Here is an 18633-nt window from a genome sequence, read left to right as displayed (position 1 = left end):
TTGCTCATCTACCTCCAAGCGGTTGCGTCGCAGGACGCATGCGCCGGCCAGCCAAACTCCATACAATCGCAGCAATGACCAGGGCGAGCACGCCCGCAACGTACAGCGCCGAGGCGAAGCCACTAGCGAAACTTGCCGGGGCCGCAGCTGCCAGGAACACCTTTGCGGCTGGTGCTAAATGCTCGGTCGCGTGAACCGCGTCGCCGGCTAGCAATCTGGACATGAAGTCGGCACCAAGCGAATGCTTTACCGCGGGAGCATTAACCAAGGCTAAGTCGAGTGCCGTCTGAGTCCGCGATGCAAGCACGGCGCCAAGCACCCCTACTGACGTGACGATCGCGGTAAACCGCGTGGTCGTACTGATGCCGGAAGCCATGCCGGTTCGATTAGGCGGAACGCACGCCATGATCGCCTTCTGCGTATCACCGTTCAGTATGCCGGCACCACAACCCGTGACGATCATGCCGAGTGCGACCAGCCAGTACCTTTGATCCATTGCTACTGACGCGGTCAATAAATTCCCTGCGCCGATCAGGCCAAGCCCAACGGTCAGCAGCGTGACACTGGAAAACCGGCCCGCAAGCCACGCCCCTATGTAGGGACCCGCGATCATGGCAGTGGCAAACGGAAGCATGCCGATGCCCGCGCTAACGGCCGGCCATCCGAATGCGTTCTGCAGATACAGCGGCAGGAACGTCATCATGACCTGAGCACAGGCTGCATAGCCGAACATGCTAAGCACCGCGGCAACAAAACGCGCCTGACGAAACAGCGACAAGTCGATCATCGCGTGACGGCGGTTCTTTTCCAGCTTCAGAAATGCGATAAGTAATCCTGCGCATCCTGAGAACCGGGCTATTGTGGGCAGACTTTGCCAACCGTCTGTTTGTGTTCCGATCAGCGCCCAGATGCCAAGTGCCAAAGAGACGCCGAACAACAGGCTCCCCATTACGTCGATTGCCCCGGCTTGGGGGTTGCGTGACTCGCGGATAGAGCGGTGCACGCACCAGGCGAGCACCGAGCAGACAGGCAAGTTCAGGAGGAAGATCCACCGCCACCCGAACCACTGCGTAATCACGCCGCCGACTAACGGCGCGACCGTGGTCGCCAGCCCCATGCACATGCCCCATACGGCCCAGGCGCGCGCGCGATCGGGTCCGTCCTGGAAGGTATTGGCTATCACGGCGAGCGCAGCAGTCAGCAACATTGACGCGCCCACGCCTTTTACCGCACGAGCGAGATTCAGGAAAAGCGCGGTAGGTGCAAGCCCGCATCCGAGCGATGCCAGGCAGAAGACACCCAGGCCGATCATCATCAGTTTCTTTCGGCCGAAGCGATCGGCTATGCCGCCGGCGGCCAGCAAGCACGATGCAAAGGCGACCATGTACGCACTCACGACCCATTCGACGTCAGCAAAACCCACGTGGAACGATCGAGCGATCGACGGCAGGGAAACGGCGACCACGTTGGTATCGAGAACGATCAGCGCGCAGGTTGCCGAGGCGGTGCCCAAAACGAATCGCGCTGCCCGCCTGCTCGACGCCGGGCTGGAATCCGTGTCCTGTGAACGCTCGTTGTCCGCAGGCGAAGGACCATCTGGAGGCTGCTCATGATTTATGAGCGGACTTCTTCGAAACATGGAAACCACCACCGGGAGGAAATTGATGGTGGTCATACTATCTATAACCGTATTAACCGTCACTAACGTAAGATCACAGAATTATTCACGAAAATGTTAATACAGTGAAACTCGAACTTCGTCATATCCGATGCTTCGTTTGTGTTGCCAGGCACCTCCACTTCGCCCGCGCGGCTGAGGAACTGGACATTGCACCGCCCTCGCTCACCAAGCAGATTCAGGAAACCGAGCGGCTATTGAACGTGCGTCTGTTTCATCGGACCAAACGCAGCGTTGCGTTGACTGCGGCAGGAGAGGCTTACTTGCCCGAAGCGCTGGCCGCCCTTGCCCACTTGTCACGCGGGCAGGAACTTGCCGCGCTTGCCGAGCGCGGAGAGCTGGGCCGGATCGAGGTGGGATACGTCGCGTCGGCGGCATTTGCGGGTGTGCTTCAAAACACCATTAGGGGATTTCGCCGTGACAACCCCCGCATAGAGATAGTCCTTAGCGAACTTGCGATGGACCGGGTGCCGGCCATGCTTGCTGAAGGTCTTATCGACGTCGCGTATGTCAGGCCGCCCATGCATTATCCAGAGGGAATCCAGGCGATCACGCTGTATCGCGATCATTTCATTCTGGCCATTCCTGCAGACTCACTGCTGGCGGAATCGGCAAGCATTTCTCCCGCCCAATTGCGTGACTGTGTTTTTGCGTTGCCTGAGCAGGACTTCGGGACGTTTGAGGTCGGGCGCAGGGGGCGTTTTCAACCGCAGTTGGGCCAGAGGCCAGGACCGTTGGCCGCAGTACTGGCTTGTGTCTCGCTAGGGGGAAATGTCGCGGTAGTGCCGCGCACGCTCAGCGATTGTGTTTCACTTCCAGGCGTGGTTTATAAGGCGATTACTGGAAAACCGATCGTATCGGAAGTCGCTATGGCATTTCGCCAGCATGAGCGTGCGCCTGCTGTACGTGAATTTATCAGTTATACGAAACAGTTGTAGTTCAAAGGCCGATGCAACGGGTATCGAAACACCAGTGTGATTACTTCTGAGGAAATGAAACGAAGAATGGGTAAAGCGAGGGAGAAAGAGACCACCGCTGCCAGCCGATATATTCATCGGCTGGCAGCGGTCATGTAAGCAACTCCGCAGCTATTTTCAATAGCCTGCCGATCACGTTACCGGCGCCGGATTAAACAAAGTAAGCGCGTTATGCAGTTTCAAATGCTCGGCACATGTCTCCTTGCGCCCGCTCGCCACGTCCAGCATCAAGCGGAACAGCTCCCAACCTACGTCTTCAATCGTCGCGTCGCCGGTTGCAATGCGACCCGCATCGACATCCATCAAGTCATGCCAGCGGCGTGCCAGATCGGAGCGTGTCGCGACCTTGATGACAGGTACCTCTGCCAGACTATACGGCGTGCCTCGCCCCGTGGTGAACACATGCAGATTGATACCCGCGGCGACCTGCAGCGTGCCGCAGATGAAATCGCTCGCGGGCGTTGCCGCGAAGATCAGGCCCTTCTGCTTCACCTTCTCGCCGGGCGACAGCACGCCCGAGATAGCCGAGTTGCCGGACTTGATGATCGAACCCATCGCCTTCTCGACAATATTCGACAACCCGCCTTTCTTGTTTCCCGGCGTCGTGTTCGCGCTGCGGTCCGCGCCGCCACGCTTCAGATATGTGTCGTACCACTGCATCTCGCGGATGATCGCCTGCGCAACCTCGGCGTTGGCGGCGCGGCTCGTCAATTGGTCGACGCCGTCGCGGACTTCAGTCACTTCGGAAAACATCACCGTCGCGCCCGCACGCACCAGCAGATCGGTGGCGAAGCCTACCGCGGGATTCGCCGTAAGTCCGGAGAACGCATAGCTGCCGCCGCACTGCACGCCGATCACGAGGTCAGAGGCAGGACACGTTTCGCGCCGCCGCTGGTTCAGCCGTTCGAGATGACGCGTAGCAGTACGCATGATGGAATCGATCATCGACTGGAAACCAACGTGCGCGTTGTCCTGCAGCACGACAACATCGCCATTCGAATCGTCCCCTGCCGTCGCAATCGGAATTGTGCCGACGGGCATCAAGCGCTCGGGCTGCAGCTTTTCGCACCCGAGGCTCACGATCATCACTTCGCCGCCAAAGTTCGGATTCAGGCTGATGTTGCGCACGGTGCGAACAGGAACCATGGCATCGGGGGCATCGATAGCAACACCGCAACCGTAGGTATGTTCGAGCCCGACAACATCATCGACGTTCGGATACCGCGGCAGCAACTCAGCCTTGATCCGCGCGACCGCATGCTCGACCACGCCCGACACACATTGCACGGTCGTGGTGATCGCGAGGATGTTGCGCGACCCCACCGACCCGTCGGCGTTTCGATACCCCTCGAACGTGAACCCTTCCAGCGCCGGCATCTCGGGCGCCGCTCGCGTGGCGATCGGAAGGTCCTCCAGACCCGGCGGCTCCGGCATCCGGATCACGTGTTCGTTGATCCAGCTTCCTTTGGGCAAGTCCTTCAATGCGTACCCGATCACCACGTTATAGCGCACCACGGCTTCGCTCTCGGCCAGATCGGCGAGCGCCACTTTATGGCCTTGCGGTACACGCTCGCGCAACACGAGACCATCGGCGAACACAGCGCCTTCAGGCAAGCCGCCGTCGTTGACGACGATCGCCACATTGTCCTGAGGATGAACCCGAATGTAGAGAGGAGACTGTTCCATTTCAATCGAACCTTAAGGTGACTACTCGCGACTACTCGCCCATCACTGCCGCTGTTCCTTGACGCGTGAAACGAGTTGCGTCGGGCTGACGAACTGCAGCGCGATCAGTACCCATACCAGGGTGATCGCCATGTAGATCATCGCCATTGCATCGATGGATTGAGGCGCACGCACACCCGTCGAAAAGACCGCGTAGTACAGCGCGACCACCAGCGTCTGCGTGGTCGGCCCGGCGGTAAAGAACGTCAGTTCGAACATGCCGATAGTGCGAACGAGCACCAGCAAGCCCGCAGCCAACATGCCCGGCATCAGCAGCGGCAGCAGTACATAGCGGAAATACTTCGCCGTGTTCGCCCCGAAGATACGTGCGGCTGCTTCAAGATTCGGATCGATCTGTTCAATGAACGGCGTCATCACGAGAATGACGAACGGCAGCGCGGGCACCATGTTCGCCAGGATCACGCCGCTCAATGTTCCGGCAAGACCGACCTTGTACATGACGGTTGCCATCGGAATGCCGTAGGTGACGGGCGGGACCATCAGCGGCAGCAGGAACACCAGCATGGCGAAACGCTTGCCTCGAAATTGCACGCGGGCAAGCGCATATGCGGCCGGCACGCCCAGTGCGATCGACAGGATCACCACTGCGCCAACCACCTCGATCGTCACCCACAACACGCTCGCAAGCTGGAAGTCGCTCCATGCCTGCGCATACCAGTGCAGCGTGAATCCCGGCGGCAACAACGTGCCGAACCAGCGCGTCGCGACGGAGTTGACGGCAACGGTTGCAATCAGCAACAGGACATTGAACAGGAAGAATGCCATCGCGCCCCAGACGAACATCTTCCAGAGCCGGTCCCCAAGGCTTAAGCGCGGTTTCATCGGCTTGGCCGGTTGCGCACCGTCGTTGCGGCTGTCGCGAGGAGCCGAGGCATGAGTGGAAGCGGTCCAGGCAGGTGCATGATTATCGGTTGCCATCAGCCTTTACCTCCGGTCACCGGACCCGTGTAGAAGAAGCGGCGCGCGCTCAGCATGCCTGCCACCACCAGCAACTGCACAAAGCCCATCACCATCGCTATCGCGGAGGCGAGGGAATAATCGTAGCTTTCGAACGCGGCTTCGGCGGCGGCGATCGAGATCACCCGCGTGGGTCCGGCCGGAGCACCGAGCAGCACTGCCGATGGAAACACCGAGAACGCCTGCACGAACGACAAACACGCAGCCATGGTCAGCCCGGGCATCAGCAGCGGCAGGTAGATCTGTCGAAACTGCTCCCAGGGACTTGCCCCCAGGGTTGCCGCAGCGCGCGCAAGCGTCGGGTCGATGCCGGTCACATATGAGAGCGTCAGCAGAAAAGCAAACGGAAAACCCGACACGATCAGCGATATCAACACGCCCCAATAGTTATGCGTGAGACGCACTTCATCGCTATATAAATGCAGTCCATGCACCGCCTGCGAGAACCAGCCGTTCGGGCCGAAATAGGTCAGCATGCCATCGGCGATCAGCACCGTGCCCAATGTCACCGGAATCACCAGCAACGTGGTCACGAACTTCTGATACGGCGAATTCCGGCGCAAAGCAAATGCGACCGGAACCGACAGGCCCACGTTGATGATCGTCGCCGGCACCGCGAGCTTCAAGGTCACGATGATCGTGGGCCACATCGCGGTATCGGTGAAAAAGGCGATGTAGTTGGCGAACGCGGAGCCGCCGTTCATCGGCTGGAACGACAGCACGAGGCCGTACACGAACGGATAAACGAACAGCGCGAGGATGAAGATCAGCGCGGGAGAAACCAGCCACGCCTTGGCGTCGCGTGGGACCGTTGAAGGAAGCGGAACGGTTGGCGAGTTCATGGCGTTTCCCCGTCGTACACCAGTGTGCGCGCTGGCGGAACGCGCAGGCAAATGGGTTCGCCCACCGCCACGTCACCCGTCACGCGCGCCCACAGATTGCCGAACGCGGCCTTCACGCGAATCAGCGAATCGTGGCCGCCGTATTCCACCGTCAGCACCTCTGCATTGAACGCATTCTCGGCGCCGGGCGCGGCGCGCTCCAGGTCTTCGGGACGCATCGCGACGCTCACGCGCTTGCTGTCGAAACCGGCCATCGGCATGCCGATCAGCCGCACGCCGTCCGAGCTTACGGCCACGCCTTCACCCTGCATGCCTTCGAGCGTAAATTGCGCCACGTTCCGATACCCCATGAAGCGCGCGACATGCAGGTTGCCGGGCCGTTCATAGATTTCCTTCGGCGACGCAACCTGCTGCACGGTGCCCTCCCGCATCACGACAATGCGGTCGGCCATCGATAATGCTTCGTCCTGGTCGTGGGTCACGTAGATCGTTGCGCGGCCGAGCTGACTGTGAATGCGCCGGATCTCCGCACGCATTTCAATGCGCAACTTGGTATCGAGATTCGACAGCGGTTCGTCCATCAGCACGAGCGCCGGTTCGATCACGATCGCCCGCGCAATGGCAACACGCTGCTGCTGGCCACCGGACAACTGCCCCGGCAGCTTCTTCTCCTGACCGACAAGCTGCACCATCTGCAGCGCTTCATACGCGCGACGGGCAGCTTCGCTCTTCGCGACGCCGCGCATCTTGAGACCGAAACCGACGTTGTCGAGCACGGACATATGCGGGAACAGCGCGTAGTTCTGGAACACCATGCCGAAGCCGCGTTTTTCCGGCGGCAGGACGTCGATACGCTGGTCGTCGAGCCAGATCCGTCCGCCGGTCAGCGGTTGCAAGCCGGCGATGCAATTGAGCGCGGTGGACTTGCCGCATCCGGACGGCCCGAGCAACGCGATGAATTCGCCGCGCTGGATGTTCAAGGCAAGACCACGGAGCGCCGCGACCGCCTGACCTTCGGCGTTCATGAAACTGCGGCTGACCGAATCAAGACGCAACTCATCAAACTGATGCTTCATGGCAGGTTCCTGAGGCTAAGAACGACACCGTGCGACGAACTTGACTTAATCGCTTGAAGCAATGATCAAGGCATCGCACGGCCGTAAAAACTACTCCGCTACTTCGACTTCTGCGACCCGATCTCGCGGTCCCACTTCTGGAACGCGGCGACCATCGCGGTGGCGCTCAGCGGCACCACATGCGGACGATCGGCGAGCAGCTTCGCGTATTCCGGCCGGCCGTACTTCTTGATCACGTCCTGGCTCTTCGCCGGGGCTTGATCGATCGTCACGCCCTTCACTGCCGGACCCGGATAGAAATAACCGTCGTCGAAGGTCATTGCCTGCTGTGCGGGTTCAAGCATGAAGTTCATCATCTTGTAGAGCACGTCGAGCTTTTCCTTCGGCACGCCGTTCGGGATCACCATGTAATGGGCGTCGTCGACCCACGTCATGTTGTCGAAGGCCTGGACCTTGTATTCGGCCGGCACGAGGCCAAGCGCGCGCGGGTTGATGTCCCAGCCGGTGACCGTCACCGTCATGTCGCGCGAGCCTTCGCCCAGTTCCTTCATCACCGCCGACGTACCGCCCGGGTAGTAAGGAATGCAATCGTTCAGTTGCTTGAGAAAGGCCCAGGTCTTGTCCCAGCCATTGATCGGGTCTTGCGGGTTCTTGTCGCCGAGCACATACGGCAAGCCCATCAGGAAGGTGCGGCCGGGACCGGAATTAGCCGGGCGTGCATAGATCAGCTTGTCCGGATGCGCCTTGCACCACGCGAGCAATTGGGCAGGCGTTTTCGGCGGATCGGTCACTTTGGCGGGGTTGTATTCGATCAACGGACCCGCCGGCATGTACGTCACTTCTATCCCGTAGCCTTGCGCGAGGTCCTGCATCTTGCGCGGACCTCGCGCGTATTTATCGAGTACGCCGGGGAACGCGGTGGCCTGATCCGGCAGCAGTTTCATCCAGAGCTTTTGTTCGATACCCGCGGCAAGCGCGTCCGTACCGGTCAGCACGAGGTCGATGTCCGAGCGGCCGGCTGCCTGCATCGCCTTGATCTTGCCGGGCAACTGCGGCGCGGGTGCATTGGTGAACGTGATGTTGGAGACGAGTTGCGGGTACTTCGCCTTGAAGGCCTCGAACGCCTTCTGCGTCAGTTGCAGATTGCCCGCCACGTCCACGATGTTGATCGACACCGGGTCCGCCGCGTGCGCGGCAGGTGCGGTGACAATCGACACCGCGGTGACTGTGGTGACCGCGGCCACGGCGCTCAACGCCATGCGCAGCACCCCCAGCTTCGCCGACAAACGGCCGGACATAGTCATTTCGTCTCCTCGCTCTTTGTATGGATTTTATTGCGGATCGATCAAAGCCGATGCCGCCACGCGACACAAATGGACCGCAGCCAAAGGTCAGCGTGGCGGCGCATTTATCGATGTATGTTGTCGTATGAGAACATAACTGTGACGGGGCGCGCTTTCTATCACCGTAAACCCCTAATCACGGTGCCTTCGGCCTCCCGGCAAAGGTCGAACGGATAGCGCCCCAACCCTTACAGATAGTCATTCCCACGATTTGAACCGTAGCGGGATCAGATCGATTTGAAAGCAGCGTGGTAGCGGACAGGGGCGTGAATATCATCGGCCATGTTGTACGACAACCTATCTTTTGAATGCGCTAGGAGACACCGCGTCTGGTCAGGCAGAAAAACGAATGAAGGGATGATTGCCCGAAAGGGCCGCTCCCCGGCGCGCTGGGCGCCGGGCAAGCTTTTGATACCTGCCCCAGTCTCAGTGACTTGCCGAGGCGGGCTGCATCGGGACACCGGACGACGCATCGGCGGGCGCATTGGCTACCAGCGTTCCAGGCGCACTCTCCTGCTCGCTGCGCGACGCGGCGACCGAGAACGCAAAGGTATTAATGCCCCCGGCGCTGGTAACAGAAACCTTGCCGCCATGCATTTCCGCCGTTGCCTTGACGATCGCCAGGCCCAGCCCGTGGTTCTCGCGGCTGTTCGTTCGCGAGACCTCGGCGCGATAAAACCGGTCGAACAAATGATCGAGCACGGCGGGCTCAATAGGCTCCCCCGGATTGGCGACGGCCACGCGGACCTGGTCGCCTTCACGCGTGATGGAAACCTTGATGGTCGATCCTTGCGCGCAATGCTGGATCGCGTTCATCAGGAGATTGATACACGCGCGGCCGAACAGCGACTTGTTCACACGCACGAGCGCGTCACCCGTGTAGACCGCGCGCACCTGCGCTTCCTCCAGCGGAATCTCCAAAAACTCCAGCGTATGGGCAACTTCCGCGGCAAGCGATGTATCGACCAGCCCCGTCGCGCGTTCGCCCTGATCGGCTCGCGCGAGGAACAGCATGTCGTTGATGATCGCCCGCATGCGCTCGAACTCTTCCAGATTCGACTGCAGCGTGTGACGCAGGTCGTCGACGGAACGGTTGCGGGTCAGCGCCACTTCGGTCTGCCCGATCAGGATGGTGACGGGCGTGCGCAACTCGTGCGCGACATCGGCATTGAACGACTCGAGCCGCCCGTAAGCGCCGTCAAGACGCTCAAGCGCCCCGTTGAATGAATTGGCGAGATCGTTGAGTTCCAGCGGCAGCGAGCGCGTATTCAGCCGCTGCGAGCGATTGTTCGGGCTCACCGCCGACGCGTCCCGGGTCAGCCGCGTGAGCGGCGCAAGCCCGATCCGGGTAACCGAGTAACTCAGCAGCAGCACCCCGAGACTGCCCAGGGCGGACAACGCGGCGAGCGCAAAGCCGAATGCGCGCATGGTCCGCGCGTTCGCCGAATAACCGGCCGCGACCTGCAGCATCACGGCCGGCCGCTGGGCATAAGCGGGGAGTTCGACGGTGCTGGTCAGCATGTCGTTTTCGCTGCCGGATCCGGTTCGCACCCGTGCATAACCACCCGCCCAGGTTTTCATGACCTGTCCGGTGACCGGCTGGCCGAACTGGTACGACGAATCTGCGCTCCGCACCGAATACAGCGTGACGCCGTCGCGCGGCGTCATGTCGGTGAGCTTTTCACGCGCCATTTTCCATTTTTCAGGCGTGACGGCGTGATAAACGATGATCCGCGCGATCTGCGTGCGGTCATCGAGCGACTCGCGCAAATGCACTTCGAGTTGCGTGCGCAACACCAGGAACAGCCCGGTTCCGACCAGCGTGAAAACAAACAGCGCGACGGCCGCGAACATGAAGGCCAGACGCCGGGCGATAGATCGATTCATGATGTTCCCGCTTCTTCGCGGACCTCCAGCACATAGCCCATGCCGCGCACCGTGTGCAGCAGCTTGGTTGGGAATGGGCCGTCCAGCTTGGCCCGCAGGCGCTTGATCGCGGTTTCCACCACATTGGTATGGCTGTCGAAATTCACGTCCCAGACCAGTTCGGTGATCGCTGTCTTCGACAGAATATCGCCTTGCCGGCGCGCCAGCACGCTCAGCAACTGAAATTCCTTGGCCGTCAGGTCCAGCCGTATGCCATCACGCGTGGCGCGCCGGCCGATCAGATCGACATACAGGTCGCCCAGCGAGATCAGCGTCGACTCCTGCACGCGGGTGCGCCGCGCCAGTGCGTGCAGCCGCTCAACCAGCTCCAGAAAGGAGAACGGCTTGGTCAGGTAGTCGTCGGCGCCTTCACGCAGGCCCCGTACGCGGTCGTTGATCTGGTCGCGCGCGGTCAGCATGATGACGGGGGTCGCCTTATGCGCGCGCAGCGCCTTCAGCACGCTGAAGCCATCGCGTTTGGGCAGCATCACGTCGAGCACGATCACGTCGTAGTCGAATTCGATCGCGAGATGCGTACCTTCCTCGCCGTCAAGGGCCACGTCGACTATCCACCCCTGCTCTGTCAAGCCGGAGCGCAGATAGTCAACCACCTTGTGTTCGTCTTCCACGATGAGCAGTTTCATGCGCGCCTTCTTATGTACGTATTCCCATTATAGGAAACCGTTGTGTCTCCCCCTGCGGCGAGTGGCGAAACCCGGTCTGCACGACCCGGGCCAGCAGCGCCCGGGCGCGTTCACGTCACTCGCGCATTAATCCGCATTCGTCAGTTTGGCGGGCTGGCTGCCGCCGTTTTCTCCGGAGCTGCCGCGTTGACGTCCCAGCCGCCCCCCAGCGCCTTCACCAGCGACACCGACGTCGTCCATTGCTGGCCATGAATCTGCACATCCTGACGCTCACTTGTGAGCAGTGACTGCTGGGCGGTGATCACATCGAGGAAGGCGACCAGGCCGCCCGAATAACGATCGTTGGCGAGCGAAAGCAAACGCTGCGCGTCAGTGACGGCCTCCTGCGACTCCTTCGATGCCGCATCGAGCACCGACAACCCGGTCACGCCGTCCTGCACTTGCTGGAACGCATTGAGCACCGTCTGGCGATAGTTCGCCTCCGCCGCCTGATAACCGGCGCTCGCAAAGTCGACATTGGCGGCGCGTCGACCGCCATCGAAGACAACTTGTCCGAGCGTGGCGCCAAGCGTCCACATCAGCGTCGGTGCGCTCAGCAGGCTGGCGAACTGCGTGCTTTCCCAGCCGATACCCGGCATCAGTGAAAGGCTCGGGAAAAACGCGGCTTTCGCCACGCCGATCTGCGCGTTCGCCGCGGCCATTGCGCGTTCCGCCGACGCAATGTCGGGACGCCGCTGCAGCAGATCACTTGGCAGTCCGAGCGGTATCGCGGGGACGGACGTAGTGATCACCTTCGGCGCAATCGCGAATTGCGGTGCGGGAATGCCGATCAGCGCAGCGATTGCATGCTCGAACTGGGCGCGCTGGTTGAGCAGCAGGCGAGCCTGGACGCGCGTAGAGTCGAGTTCGGATTTCTGCTGCAACACGTCGAGCCCGGACACCGAACCCAGGTCATGCTCGGTGGTCACGTAATCCAGCGCCTTCTGCTGCAGGATGACGGAGCGGTTCAGCACGTCGATCTCGGCATCGAGTTCGCGCATCGAAAAATAATCGCTGGCCAGGTCCGTGGTCAGCACGAGCCGCGCGTTGGCAAGATCGTCGCGCGATTGTTCGGCGGACGCCCTCGCGCCCTCGACTTCGCGGCGAATCCGGCCAAACAGGTCGGTGTCGTAGTCAATGGTCGGACCGACACTGATGTTGTTCTGCACCGTCGACTGGGTCGGCGTGGCGTAGTTCGTCAGCGGCCGGTTCTGCGATATCCGGGCACGCGAGCCGGTGGCGCCAAGGTCCACCTCAGGCACCAGCTGCGCCTTGTTGTTCGCGAGAGTCGCCCGCGCCTGCGCGTAATGCGCGCTCGCGGCGGCGAGTGTCTGGTTCTGCGCGAGCGCTTGCTGCTCGAATCCATTCAACGATTCATCGCCGAAACTGGCCCACCATTCCGGCACCAGCGGCGCGTGCGACGGCTCGGCGAGACGCCAGTACGAGTCGGTGTGCCACGCGGGCGGAGTATCGGCGTGAGGCTGTTTGTAGTCCGGCCCGACCGTGCAGGCGGACAGCAGAACCGCTCCGGATGCCATCACGGTCGTGGTGGTCATCAGGGTCAGCATCTTGAGGGCCTCGAGCCGTGCCGGCAGAATCGGCCACTGAGCCGGCCACTGGCGCGCGCGCTTCACGACGTCCCCTTCTTCTTGGCGGGCTGCTGCGGGGCGATCAGGACATGATCGCCGTCCGCAATGGAATCGCTCGGATTGATGATGATCTTGTCGGTCGCTTCAATGCCGCTTTCAATTTCCAGCGACTGCCCCAGGTCCTGCGCAATCACGATCTTGTGCAGATCGACATTGCCGTTCTGGTCGACCACCGCAACCCGCGGCCCTTCGGAGCGGAACAGCAGCGCATTGCCCGGCACCAGCAAGGGCGCCCGCACGGTAGCCGGCAGCGCCACCTGGACGTACGCACCCGGGCGCAGCTTGTTATCGGGATTAGGCAGGCGCACTTCGATCTGCAGCGAACGGGTGGGGACATCGATTGCGCCGGAGATATGGGCAATTGATCCGTGGAACTGCTGGCCCGGCAACTCCGCCTGCGTGACGATGACATCCTGCCCTTGCGTCACGTTCTGAGCATAAGCCTGCGGAAGCTGCACATAGACCCGCAGCGGGTCCGACTGCGCCATCGCGAAGAGTGCGCGGGGGGCGCCGCTGCCAGCGTCGATCAGGTCACCCACGTCCACATTGCGCTGCGTCACCACGCCTGTGAACGGAGCCACGATGCGCTTGAACGATTCGAGCTGCATCAGGCGCTGCACGTTCGCATTGGCGGCCGCGAGATTCGCGACGTCCTGGTTATACGTGCTCTGACGCTCGTCGAGTTCCTGTTGAGAAACCGCATCGCGCTGGCGCAGTTGCTGCCAGCGCTCGAACGAACTTTTAGCGAGCACGAGACTGGACGAGCTCTGGTCGCGTTGCGCAACGGCCTGCTTCAGTTCCTGGTCGATCTCAGGCGTATCGAGATCGGCGAGCAACTGGCCTTGCTTCACCCGCGTGCCAATATCCGCGTACCAGTGCAGCAGATAACCCGTGGCGCGTGCGTAGATAGGCGACTCCACGTAGCCGCGCAAGGTGCCCGGCAGCAAGGTGTTGCCGCCGCCCGCCGCCTGCTTGGGCAAGACGACGTTCACGTAGACCTTTGCGTTTTGCTGCGAGGTCGCGGCCACCGAGCGGCTTTGCATCACGTCCGACACCACCGTGCGGCCGGCGCCCAGCACGAGCAGGACCAGCACCACGATGATGGCAATCTTCGCCCGTTTCCATTCACGGCCTCGAGGCGGCAACGCGTGGCCGTCCTCGGTCTCCCTGGCGGGAATCGCTAGCGAAGCATGAGTTTTTTCTGTCATATCAGTCAGCCATATTTAACTTGGAGCATGCTCGCCGGCGCCATGGTCAGGGCCGCCGTGGCCTGGGTTGCTGCCTGAACCGCCGCCATGATCGTCCTGGTCACCTGCCGAACGATCATGCCGCCGGGCCAGCCGGCTGTGAATACCCGCAAACACGAGCGGCACGAAAAAGAGTGTGGAAACAGTAGCGAAGAGCAATCCGCCGATCACCGCGCGGCCGAGCGGCGCGTTTTGTTCGGCGCCTTCGCCGAGACCAAGCGCCATCGGAATCATACCGATGATCATGGCGAAGGCCGTCATCAGCACCGGCCGGATACGGCTCGCGCCAGCTTCCAGCGCCGCGGTCAGCGGCGGTGCGCCGGCCTGCAGCCGCTGACGCGCGAAGGACACCATCAAAATACTGTTCGCGGTCGCGACGCCCATTGTCATGATGGCGCCGGTGAGCGCCGGAACGCTCAGGTGCGTGCCGGTGAGGAACAGCATCCAGACGATGCCGGCCAGCGCCGCCGGCAACGCGCTGACAATGATCAGCGGGTCGATCCACGACTGGAAATTCACCACGATCAGCAGGTACACCAGCACGATTGCCATCGCCACGCCGATACCCAGGCCAAAGAACGACGAGCGCATGGTCGCGACCTGGCCGCGCACGACGATCTGGCTGCCGCGCGGCAAGGTGGCACGGGCCTGATTCACGAGCTTGTCGACCTGCCTCGCGATACTGCCGAGGTCGCGTCCTTCCACGCTCACGAACACGTCGATGACCGGGCGGATGTTATAGCGCGACACCACCGCGAACTGGTTTTGCGGCGTGACCTGCACGAGGTTGCCGAGCAGTTGCGTGGGTCCCGTGGCGCTGCCGGAAACGGGCGTGCGCAAGAGTTCGTCGATTGATGAAACCTGATACTGAGGCGTCTGCACCGCGACCGAATACTCCACGCCATTCTTGTTGTTGAACCAGAAACCCGGGGCGGTTTGCGAGCTGCCCGACAGCGAGACCAGCACGTTCTGCGCGACGTTGTTCGCCGTCAGGTTGAGCTGCTGAAGCCGGGTACGATCCATTTGCAGGTTGAGCGCGGGTTCGTCGAGCTTCTGCTGGATGTGGGTATCGACCGTGCCCGGAATCTGGCGGATCGCCTTCATCAGCTTCGCCGCGACCTGGAAGTTACCTTGCTGATCCGCACCGGAAATCTGTACGTCGACCGCGGCCGGCAAACCAAAGTTAAGAATCTGCGTAACGATGTCCGCGGGCTGGAAGAAAAATTCGACGCCCGGAAAACGCTTCGGCAGCTCGGCGCGCAACTTGTCCACGAATTTCTGCGTGGGGTCGTGATCCGCCGTCAGCGCAACCTGAATCTCACCGTCGAGGGTGCCGATCGTGCCCGCGTTGCTGTATGACAAGTTGATGCCGCTATACGGCAAGCCGAGGTTATCGAGGACCGTGACGAGCTGATCGGCCGGCACGATCTCCCGCACCACTCTTTCCACATCGTCCGCGAGCCGCGCGGTTTCCTCGATCCGCGTGCCGGTCGGCGCACGCATATGCAGGCGAATGTCGCCGGAGTCGACGGTGGGGAAGAAGTCCTCTCCCAGCGCGAATACCAATCCTACCGACAGCACGCAAAAGCCCAGGAACGCCGCAGCGAACACCCGGCGCCGCACAAGCAACGTACTCAGGATCACGATGTAAGTGGCGCGCATGCGCTCGAACCCGGCGTCGAAACGGTGATACAGCCGCATGAACACATTCGGCCTCGATCCGCTCTTCGGCTTGTGCGCGTGGCCCATCAGCAGCATCGCGAGTGTTGGCACGAGCGTACGCGACAAGATGTACGACGCGAGCATCGCGAACACCACGGCTTCGGCGAGCGGCACGAACAGGAATTTCGCCACGCCCGTCAGGAAGAACATCGGCACGAAAACGATACAAATACACAGCGTGGAGACCAGTGCGGGAACCGCGATTTCACCCGCCCCTTCCAGAATTGCCTCGTGCAGGTCCGTGCCCATGTGCAAGTGCCGCTCGATGTTCTCGATGGTCACCGTTGCATCGTCAACCAGGATACCCACTGCGAGCGCGAGCCCGCCCAGCGTCATGATGTTGATGGTCTGGCCGAGCGCGTGCAGCACCAGCAAGGACGAGAGGATCGACAGCGGAATGGAGACCGCGATGATGCAGGTGCTGCGCCAGTTGCCGAGGAACAGCAGGATCATCGCGGCGGTCAGTGCGGCAGCGATCAGCGCTTCGCGAATCACGCCCTGCACGGCCGCCTTGACAAACACCGATTGATCGAAAAGCGGCGTGATTTTCAGATCCTGCGGCAGCGAAGCCCGCGCGTCCGGTAACAGCGCATAGAGGGAATTGACAATGGACAGCGTCGACGCACTACCGTTCTTGAGCACCGAGATCAGCACACCGCGGTGTCCGTCCTGGCGCACGATATTCGTTTGCGGAGAGAAGCCGTCACGCACATGGGCGACCTCTCTCAGGTAAGTGGTTGCACCATTGAGCGTGCGTACCGGAATGTCGTTCAGCGCGGCGATAGTGGCCGGCGAACCATTCATGTTGATCGTGTACTCCTTCATCCCGATCTTGGCCGTGCCGGTGGGCAAGATCAGGTTCTGCGTATTGAAGGCGTTCACCACGTCCGACGGCGTCAGGCCTTTCGCCAGCAGCGCGCGGGTATCCAGGTCGACCGACACCAGGCGGCTTTTACCGCCATACGGATACGGCACGGCCGCACCGGGAATGGTCACCAGTTGCGGCCGCAGGAAGTTCAGGGCGGTGTCGTTCAGGTCCTGCTCGGAGAGCGTGGGGCTGGACAAGCCCAACTGGATCACCGGGATACTGGAGGCCGAATAACTGATCACGAGCGGCGGCGTGGCGCCCGGCGGCATCTGCTTCAACTGCGCCTGTTCCACGGCCACCGTTTGAGCAATGGCCGTCTGGATGTTCGCGGTAGGTTGCAGGAACACCTTCAGGATGGCGATGCCCGGCAGCGACTGCGACTCGATGTGTTCGATGTCGTTGACGGTGGTGGTCAGGCTGCGCTCATTGACCTGCGTTATTCGGTCGGCCACGTCCTCGGCTGACAGGCCCGTGTACGTCCAGATAATGCTGACGACAGGAATGTTGATTTCCGGCAGGACGTCGACCGGGGTTGTCAGGAGCGCAAACGGCGTCGCCAACAGGATCAGGATGGCCATCACGATAAACGTGTAGGGCCGCTTCAGCGCAACGTTGACAATCCACATTGAGACGCGCTCGAAAAAAGCAGGAAAGAAAAATGAACCGCTGGAATGCAACGACGCCGTTCAGCATAGGTTTGTTTGCACACAGCGAGCCGGATTGATTGCGGCCCGAAGCCGTGCAGCCTTTCAGACAACTAATAGCTGATAGAGCTGATAGAGAGCTGATAGGCAACTCACGCCCCGATCTTAACGGGAGGGTACCAACGCCTACATGGCGCCAAAATGGCAGAAATGTCAGGAAGTGGAAGCTGTCGCAGATTTTCCAGCGGCAAACGTTTTCGCGCATTCGGCCTGCTTTTCATACCCGATAAAAATAGAACGCTTCACGCTAATTTCGAGTCCACCCATGACACAAACGCCGCCACCAGCGGCGCCTCCTTCAACTCGTGCCGACGCACCCAGTAATACGCATGCTTGCCCGGCACGGTGATACGAAAGGGACGAACGAGCGTGCCATCGGCGAGATCGTCTCGGACGGAAAAGCTATCGCCCAATGCTACGCCTTGTCCTCGCACAGCGGCTTCGATACCCACATGCGCAATGCCAATTTCAAGAATGCGCAAACCTTCAAGCTTGTCCGCCGACGCCTCTGCCAGCCATCGCATCCACGACCCGGCGTGCTCGCAGAACAAGGTCCGGTTGGCCAGGTCCTGCACGGTGCGAAGGGCACGTGGCCCGTTCATGAGCGCTGGACTCACGACGGGGAACAACACCGGATGCATGATCAGCTTGACATCGCGATCACGCCAGCGGCCCTCGCCGTATCGGACACACAGATCGACGTCGGATGAATAGATTTCCTTGTCGTCGTTGGACGGGATCAGTTTTAAGTTGACTGCGGGGAATTGCTCGAGGAAGTCGCCAATGTGCCGCGCGAGCCATCGTGAAGTGAACAACATCGGCGCCGATACCACCAGGTCTCCCGCAATGACGGGCGAATCCAGCCTGACGACTGCTGTCGCGATCATGTCGAACGCGTTTTTGACTGGCTGCAGCAGCGCTTCGCCGGCAGGCGTCAGTTTCACCCGTGCCTTCGAGCGAATAAACAACGCCACACCAAGGGTGCTCTCCAGCACACGCACCTGATGGCTGACCGCGCTTGCCGTGACGTTGAGTTCCTCGGCCGCGCTTGCAACCGTCCCGTGGCGCGCGGTGGCTTCGAACGCACGCAGGGGATTGAGTGGGGGCAGCCGATGGCGCATGGGCAAGTCTTATGAACGTGGAAAAACGAAAGATGCTGAGAAAAATTTGATTTAAGGCGAATTTAATTCTCTCTACAAGCAAAAAATTTCTTTG

Annotated in this window: 13 protein-coding genes; 1 reads left to right on the top strand and 12 read right to left on the bottom strand. The window is 61.0% G+C overall.

Annotation, left to right across the window (positions count from 1 at the left end):
* Positions 1 to 4 precede the first annotated feature (4 nt).
* Complete coding sequence (locus HB376_RS03600) at positions 5 to 1675, bottom strand: MFS transporter (protein ID WP_255631144.1); 1671 nt, start codon at positions 1673 to 1675, stop codon at positions 5 to 7.
* 68 nt (positions 1676 to 1743) lie between these two features.
* On the opposite strand from HB376_RS03600, the gene HB376_RS03595 reads away from it, so the two are divergent.
* A complete protein-coding gene (locus HB376_RS03595; protein WP_213762054.1) occupies positions 1744 to 2616 on the top strand; it encodes a LysR substrate-binding domain-containing protein in 873 nt (290 codons plus the stop codon).
* 171 nt (positions 2617 to 2787) lie between these two features.
* Here HB376_RS03595 and garD read toward each other — a convergent pair whose 3' ends face one another.
* From garD to HB376_RS03540, 11 genes are all read right to left on the bottom strand, one after another.
* Entirely contained in the window at positions 2788 to 4341 is a 1554-nt protein-coding gene (garD, locus tag HB376_RS03590; protein WP_213762053.1) for a galactarate dehydratase, read from the bottom strand.
* Between the two features lie 42 nt (positions 4342 to 4383).
* The gene (locus HB376_RS03585) at positions 4384 to 5319 is read right to left on the bottom strand and encodes an ABC transporter permease (RefSeq protein ID WP_213762052.1); all 936 of its coding nucleotides are present in this window, start codon (positions 5317 to 5319) and stop codon (positions 4384 to 4386) included.
* On the bottom strand, positions 5319 to 6200 hold the full coding sequence (locus HB376_RS03580; protein ID WP_213762051.1) for a sugar ABC transporter permease: 882 nt from the start codon (positions 6198 to 6200) through the stop codon (positions 5319 to 5321). Before HB376_RS03580 ends, HB376_RS03585 begins: the two co-directional genes overlap by 1 nt.
* On the bottom strand, positions 6197 to 7276 hold the full coding sequence (locus tag HB376_RS03575; protein WP_213762050.1) for an ABC transporter ATP-binding protein: 1080 nt from the start codon (positions 7274 to 7276) through the stop codon (positions 6197 to 6199). The genes HB376_RS03580 and HB376_RS03575 overlap by 4 nt, the downstream gene beginning before the upstream one ends.
* Before the next feature lie 98 nt (positions 7277 to 7374).
* On the bottom strand, positions 7375 to 8580 hold the full coding sequence (locus HB376_RS03570) for an extracellular solute-binding protein (RefSeq protein WP_213762049.1): 1206 nt from the start codon (positions 8578 to 8580) through the stop codon (positions 7375 to 7377).
* A 465-nt stretch (positions 8581 to 9045) separates the two neighbouring features.
* The gene (locus HB376_RS03565; RefSeq protein WP_213762048.1) at positions 9046 to 10506 is read right to left on the bottom strand and encodes a heavy metal sensor histidine kinase; all 1461 of its coding nucleotides are present in this window, start codon (positions 10504 to 10506) and stop codon (positions 9046 to 9048) included.
* On the bottom strand, positions 10503 to 11189 hold the full coding sequence (locus tag HB376_RS03560; RefSeq protein ID WP_213762047.1) for a heavy metal response regulator transcription factor: 687 nt from the start codon (positions 11187 to 11189) through the stop codon (positions 10503 to 10505). The genes HB376_RS03565 and HB376_RS03560 overlap by 4 nt, the downstream gene beginning before the upstream one ends.
* Positions 11190 to 11329: 140 nt before the next feature.
* Positions 11330 to 12796: an efflux transporter outer membrane subunit gene (locus HB376_RS03555; RefSeq protein WP_213762275.1), complete on the bottom strand. Its 1467-nt coding sequence runs from the start codon at positions 12794 to 12796 to the stop codon at positions 11330 to 11332.
* Between the two features lie 62 nt (positions 12797 to 12858).
* Positions 12859 to 14085 carry an efflux RND transporter periplasmic adaptor subunit gene (locus tag HB376_RS03550; RefSeq protein WP_213762046.1) on the bottom strand — a complete coding sequence of 409 codons (1227 nt, stop codon included), beginning with the start codon at positions 14083 to 14085 and terminating at the stop codon, positions 12859 to 12861.
* Between the two features lie 15 nt (positions 14086 to 14100).
* The gene (locus tag HB376_RS03545; protein ID WP_213762045.1) at positions 14101 to 17340 is read right to left on the bottom strand and encodes an efflux RND transporter permease subunit; all 3240 of its coding nucleotides are present in this window, start codon (positions 17338 to 17340) and stop codon (positions 14101 to 14103) included.
* Positions 17341 to 17660: 320 nt separating this feature from the next.
* A complete protein-coding gene (locus HB376_RS03540) occupies positions 17661 to 18539 on the bottom strand; it encodes a LysR substrate-binding domain-containing protein (RefSeq protein WP_213762044.1) in 879 nt (292 codons plus the stop codon).
* Positions 18540 to 18633: the final 94 nt, after the last annotated feature.

Origin of the sequence: Caballeronia sp. dw_19 (assembly GCF_018449515.1) — a bacterium.
GTDB lineage: Bacteria > Pseudomonadota > Gammaproteobacteria > Burkholderiales > Burkholderiaceae > Caballeronia.
The sequence above is the reverse complement of the archived record's forward strand: the minus strand, read 5'-3'. Positions and strand labels throughout refer to the sequence as shown.

Bases quoted from the DNA above. Each gene is read 5' to 3' on its own strand.
- HB376_RS03575 (WP_213762050.1), bottom strand. From the start codon at position 7,276: ATGAAGCATCAGTTTGATGAGTTGCGTCTTGATTCGGTCAGCCGCAGT.
- HB376_RS03580 (WP_213762051.1), bottom strand. From the start codon at position 6,200: ATGAACTCGCCAACCGTTCCGCTTCCTTCAACGGTCCCACGCGACGCC.
- HB376_RS03600 (WP_255631144.1), bottom strand. From the start codon at position 1,675: ATGACCACCATCAATTTCCTCCCGGTGGTGGTTTCCATGTTTCGAAGA.
- HB376_RS03555 (WP_213762275.1), bottom strand. From the start codon at position 12,796: ATGCTGACCCTGATGACCACCACGACCGTGATGGCATCCGGAGCGGTT.
- HB376_RS03550 (WP_213762046.1), bottom strand. From the start codon at position 14,085: ATGACAGAAAAAACTCATGCTTCGCTAGCGATTCCCGCCAGGGAGACC.
- HB376_RS03565 (WP_213762048.1), bottom strand. From the start codon at position 10,506: ATGAATCGATCTATCGCCCGGCGTCTGGCCTTCATGTTCGCGGCCGTC.
- HB376_RS03585 (WP_213762052.1), bottom strand. From the start codon at position 5,319: ATGGCAACCGATAATCATGCACCTGCCTGGACCGCTTCCACTCATGCC.
- HB376_RS03570 (WP_213762049.1), bottom strand. From the start codon at position 8,580: ATGACTATGTCCGGCCGTTTGTCGGCGAAGCTGGGGGTGCTGCGCATG.
- HB376_RS03540 (WP_213762044.1), bottom strand. From the start codon at position 18,539: ATGCGCCATCGGCTGCCCCCACTCAATCCCCTGCGTGCGTTCGAAGCC.
- garD (WP_213762053.1), bottom strand. From the start codon at position 4,341: ATGGAACAGTCTCCTCTCTACATTCGGGTTCATCCTCAGGACAATGTG.
- HB376_RS03560 (WP_213762047.1), bottom strand. From the start codon at position 11,189: ATGAAACTGCTCATCGTGGAAGACGAACACAAGGTGGTTGACTATCTG.
- HB376_RS03545 (WP_213762045.1), bottom strand. From the start codon at position 17,340: ATGTGGATTGTCAACGTTGCGCTGAAGCGGCCCTACACGTTTATCGTG.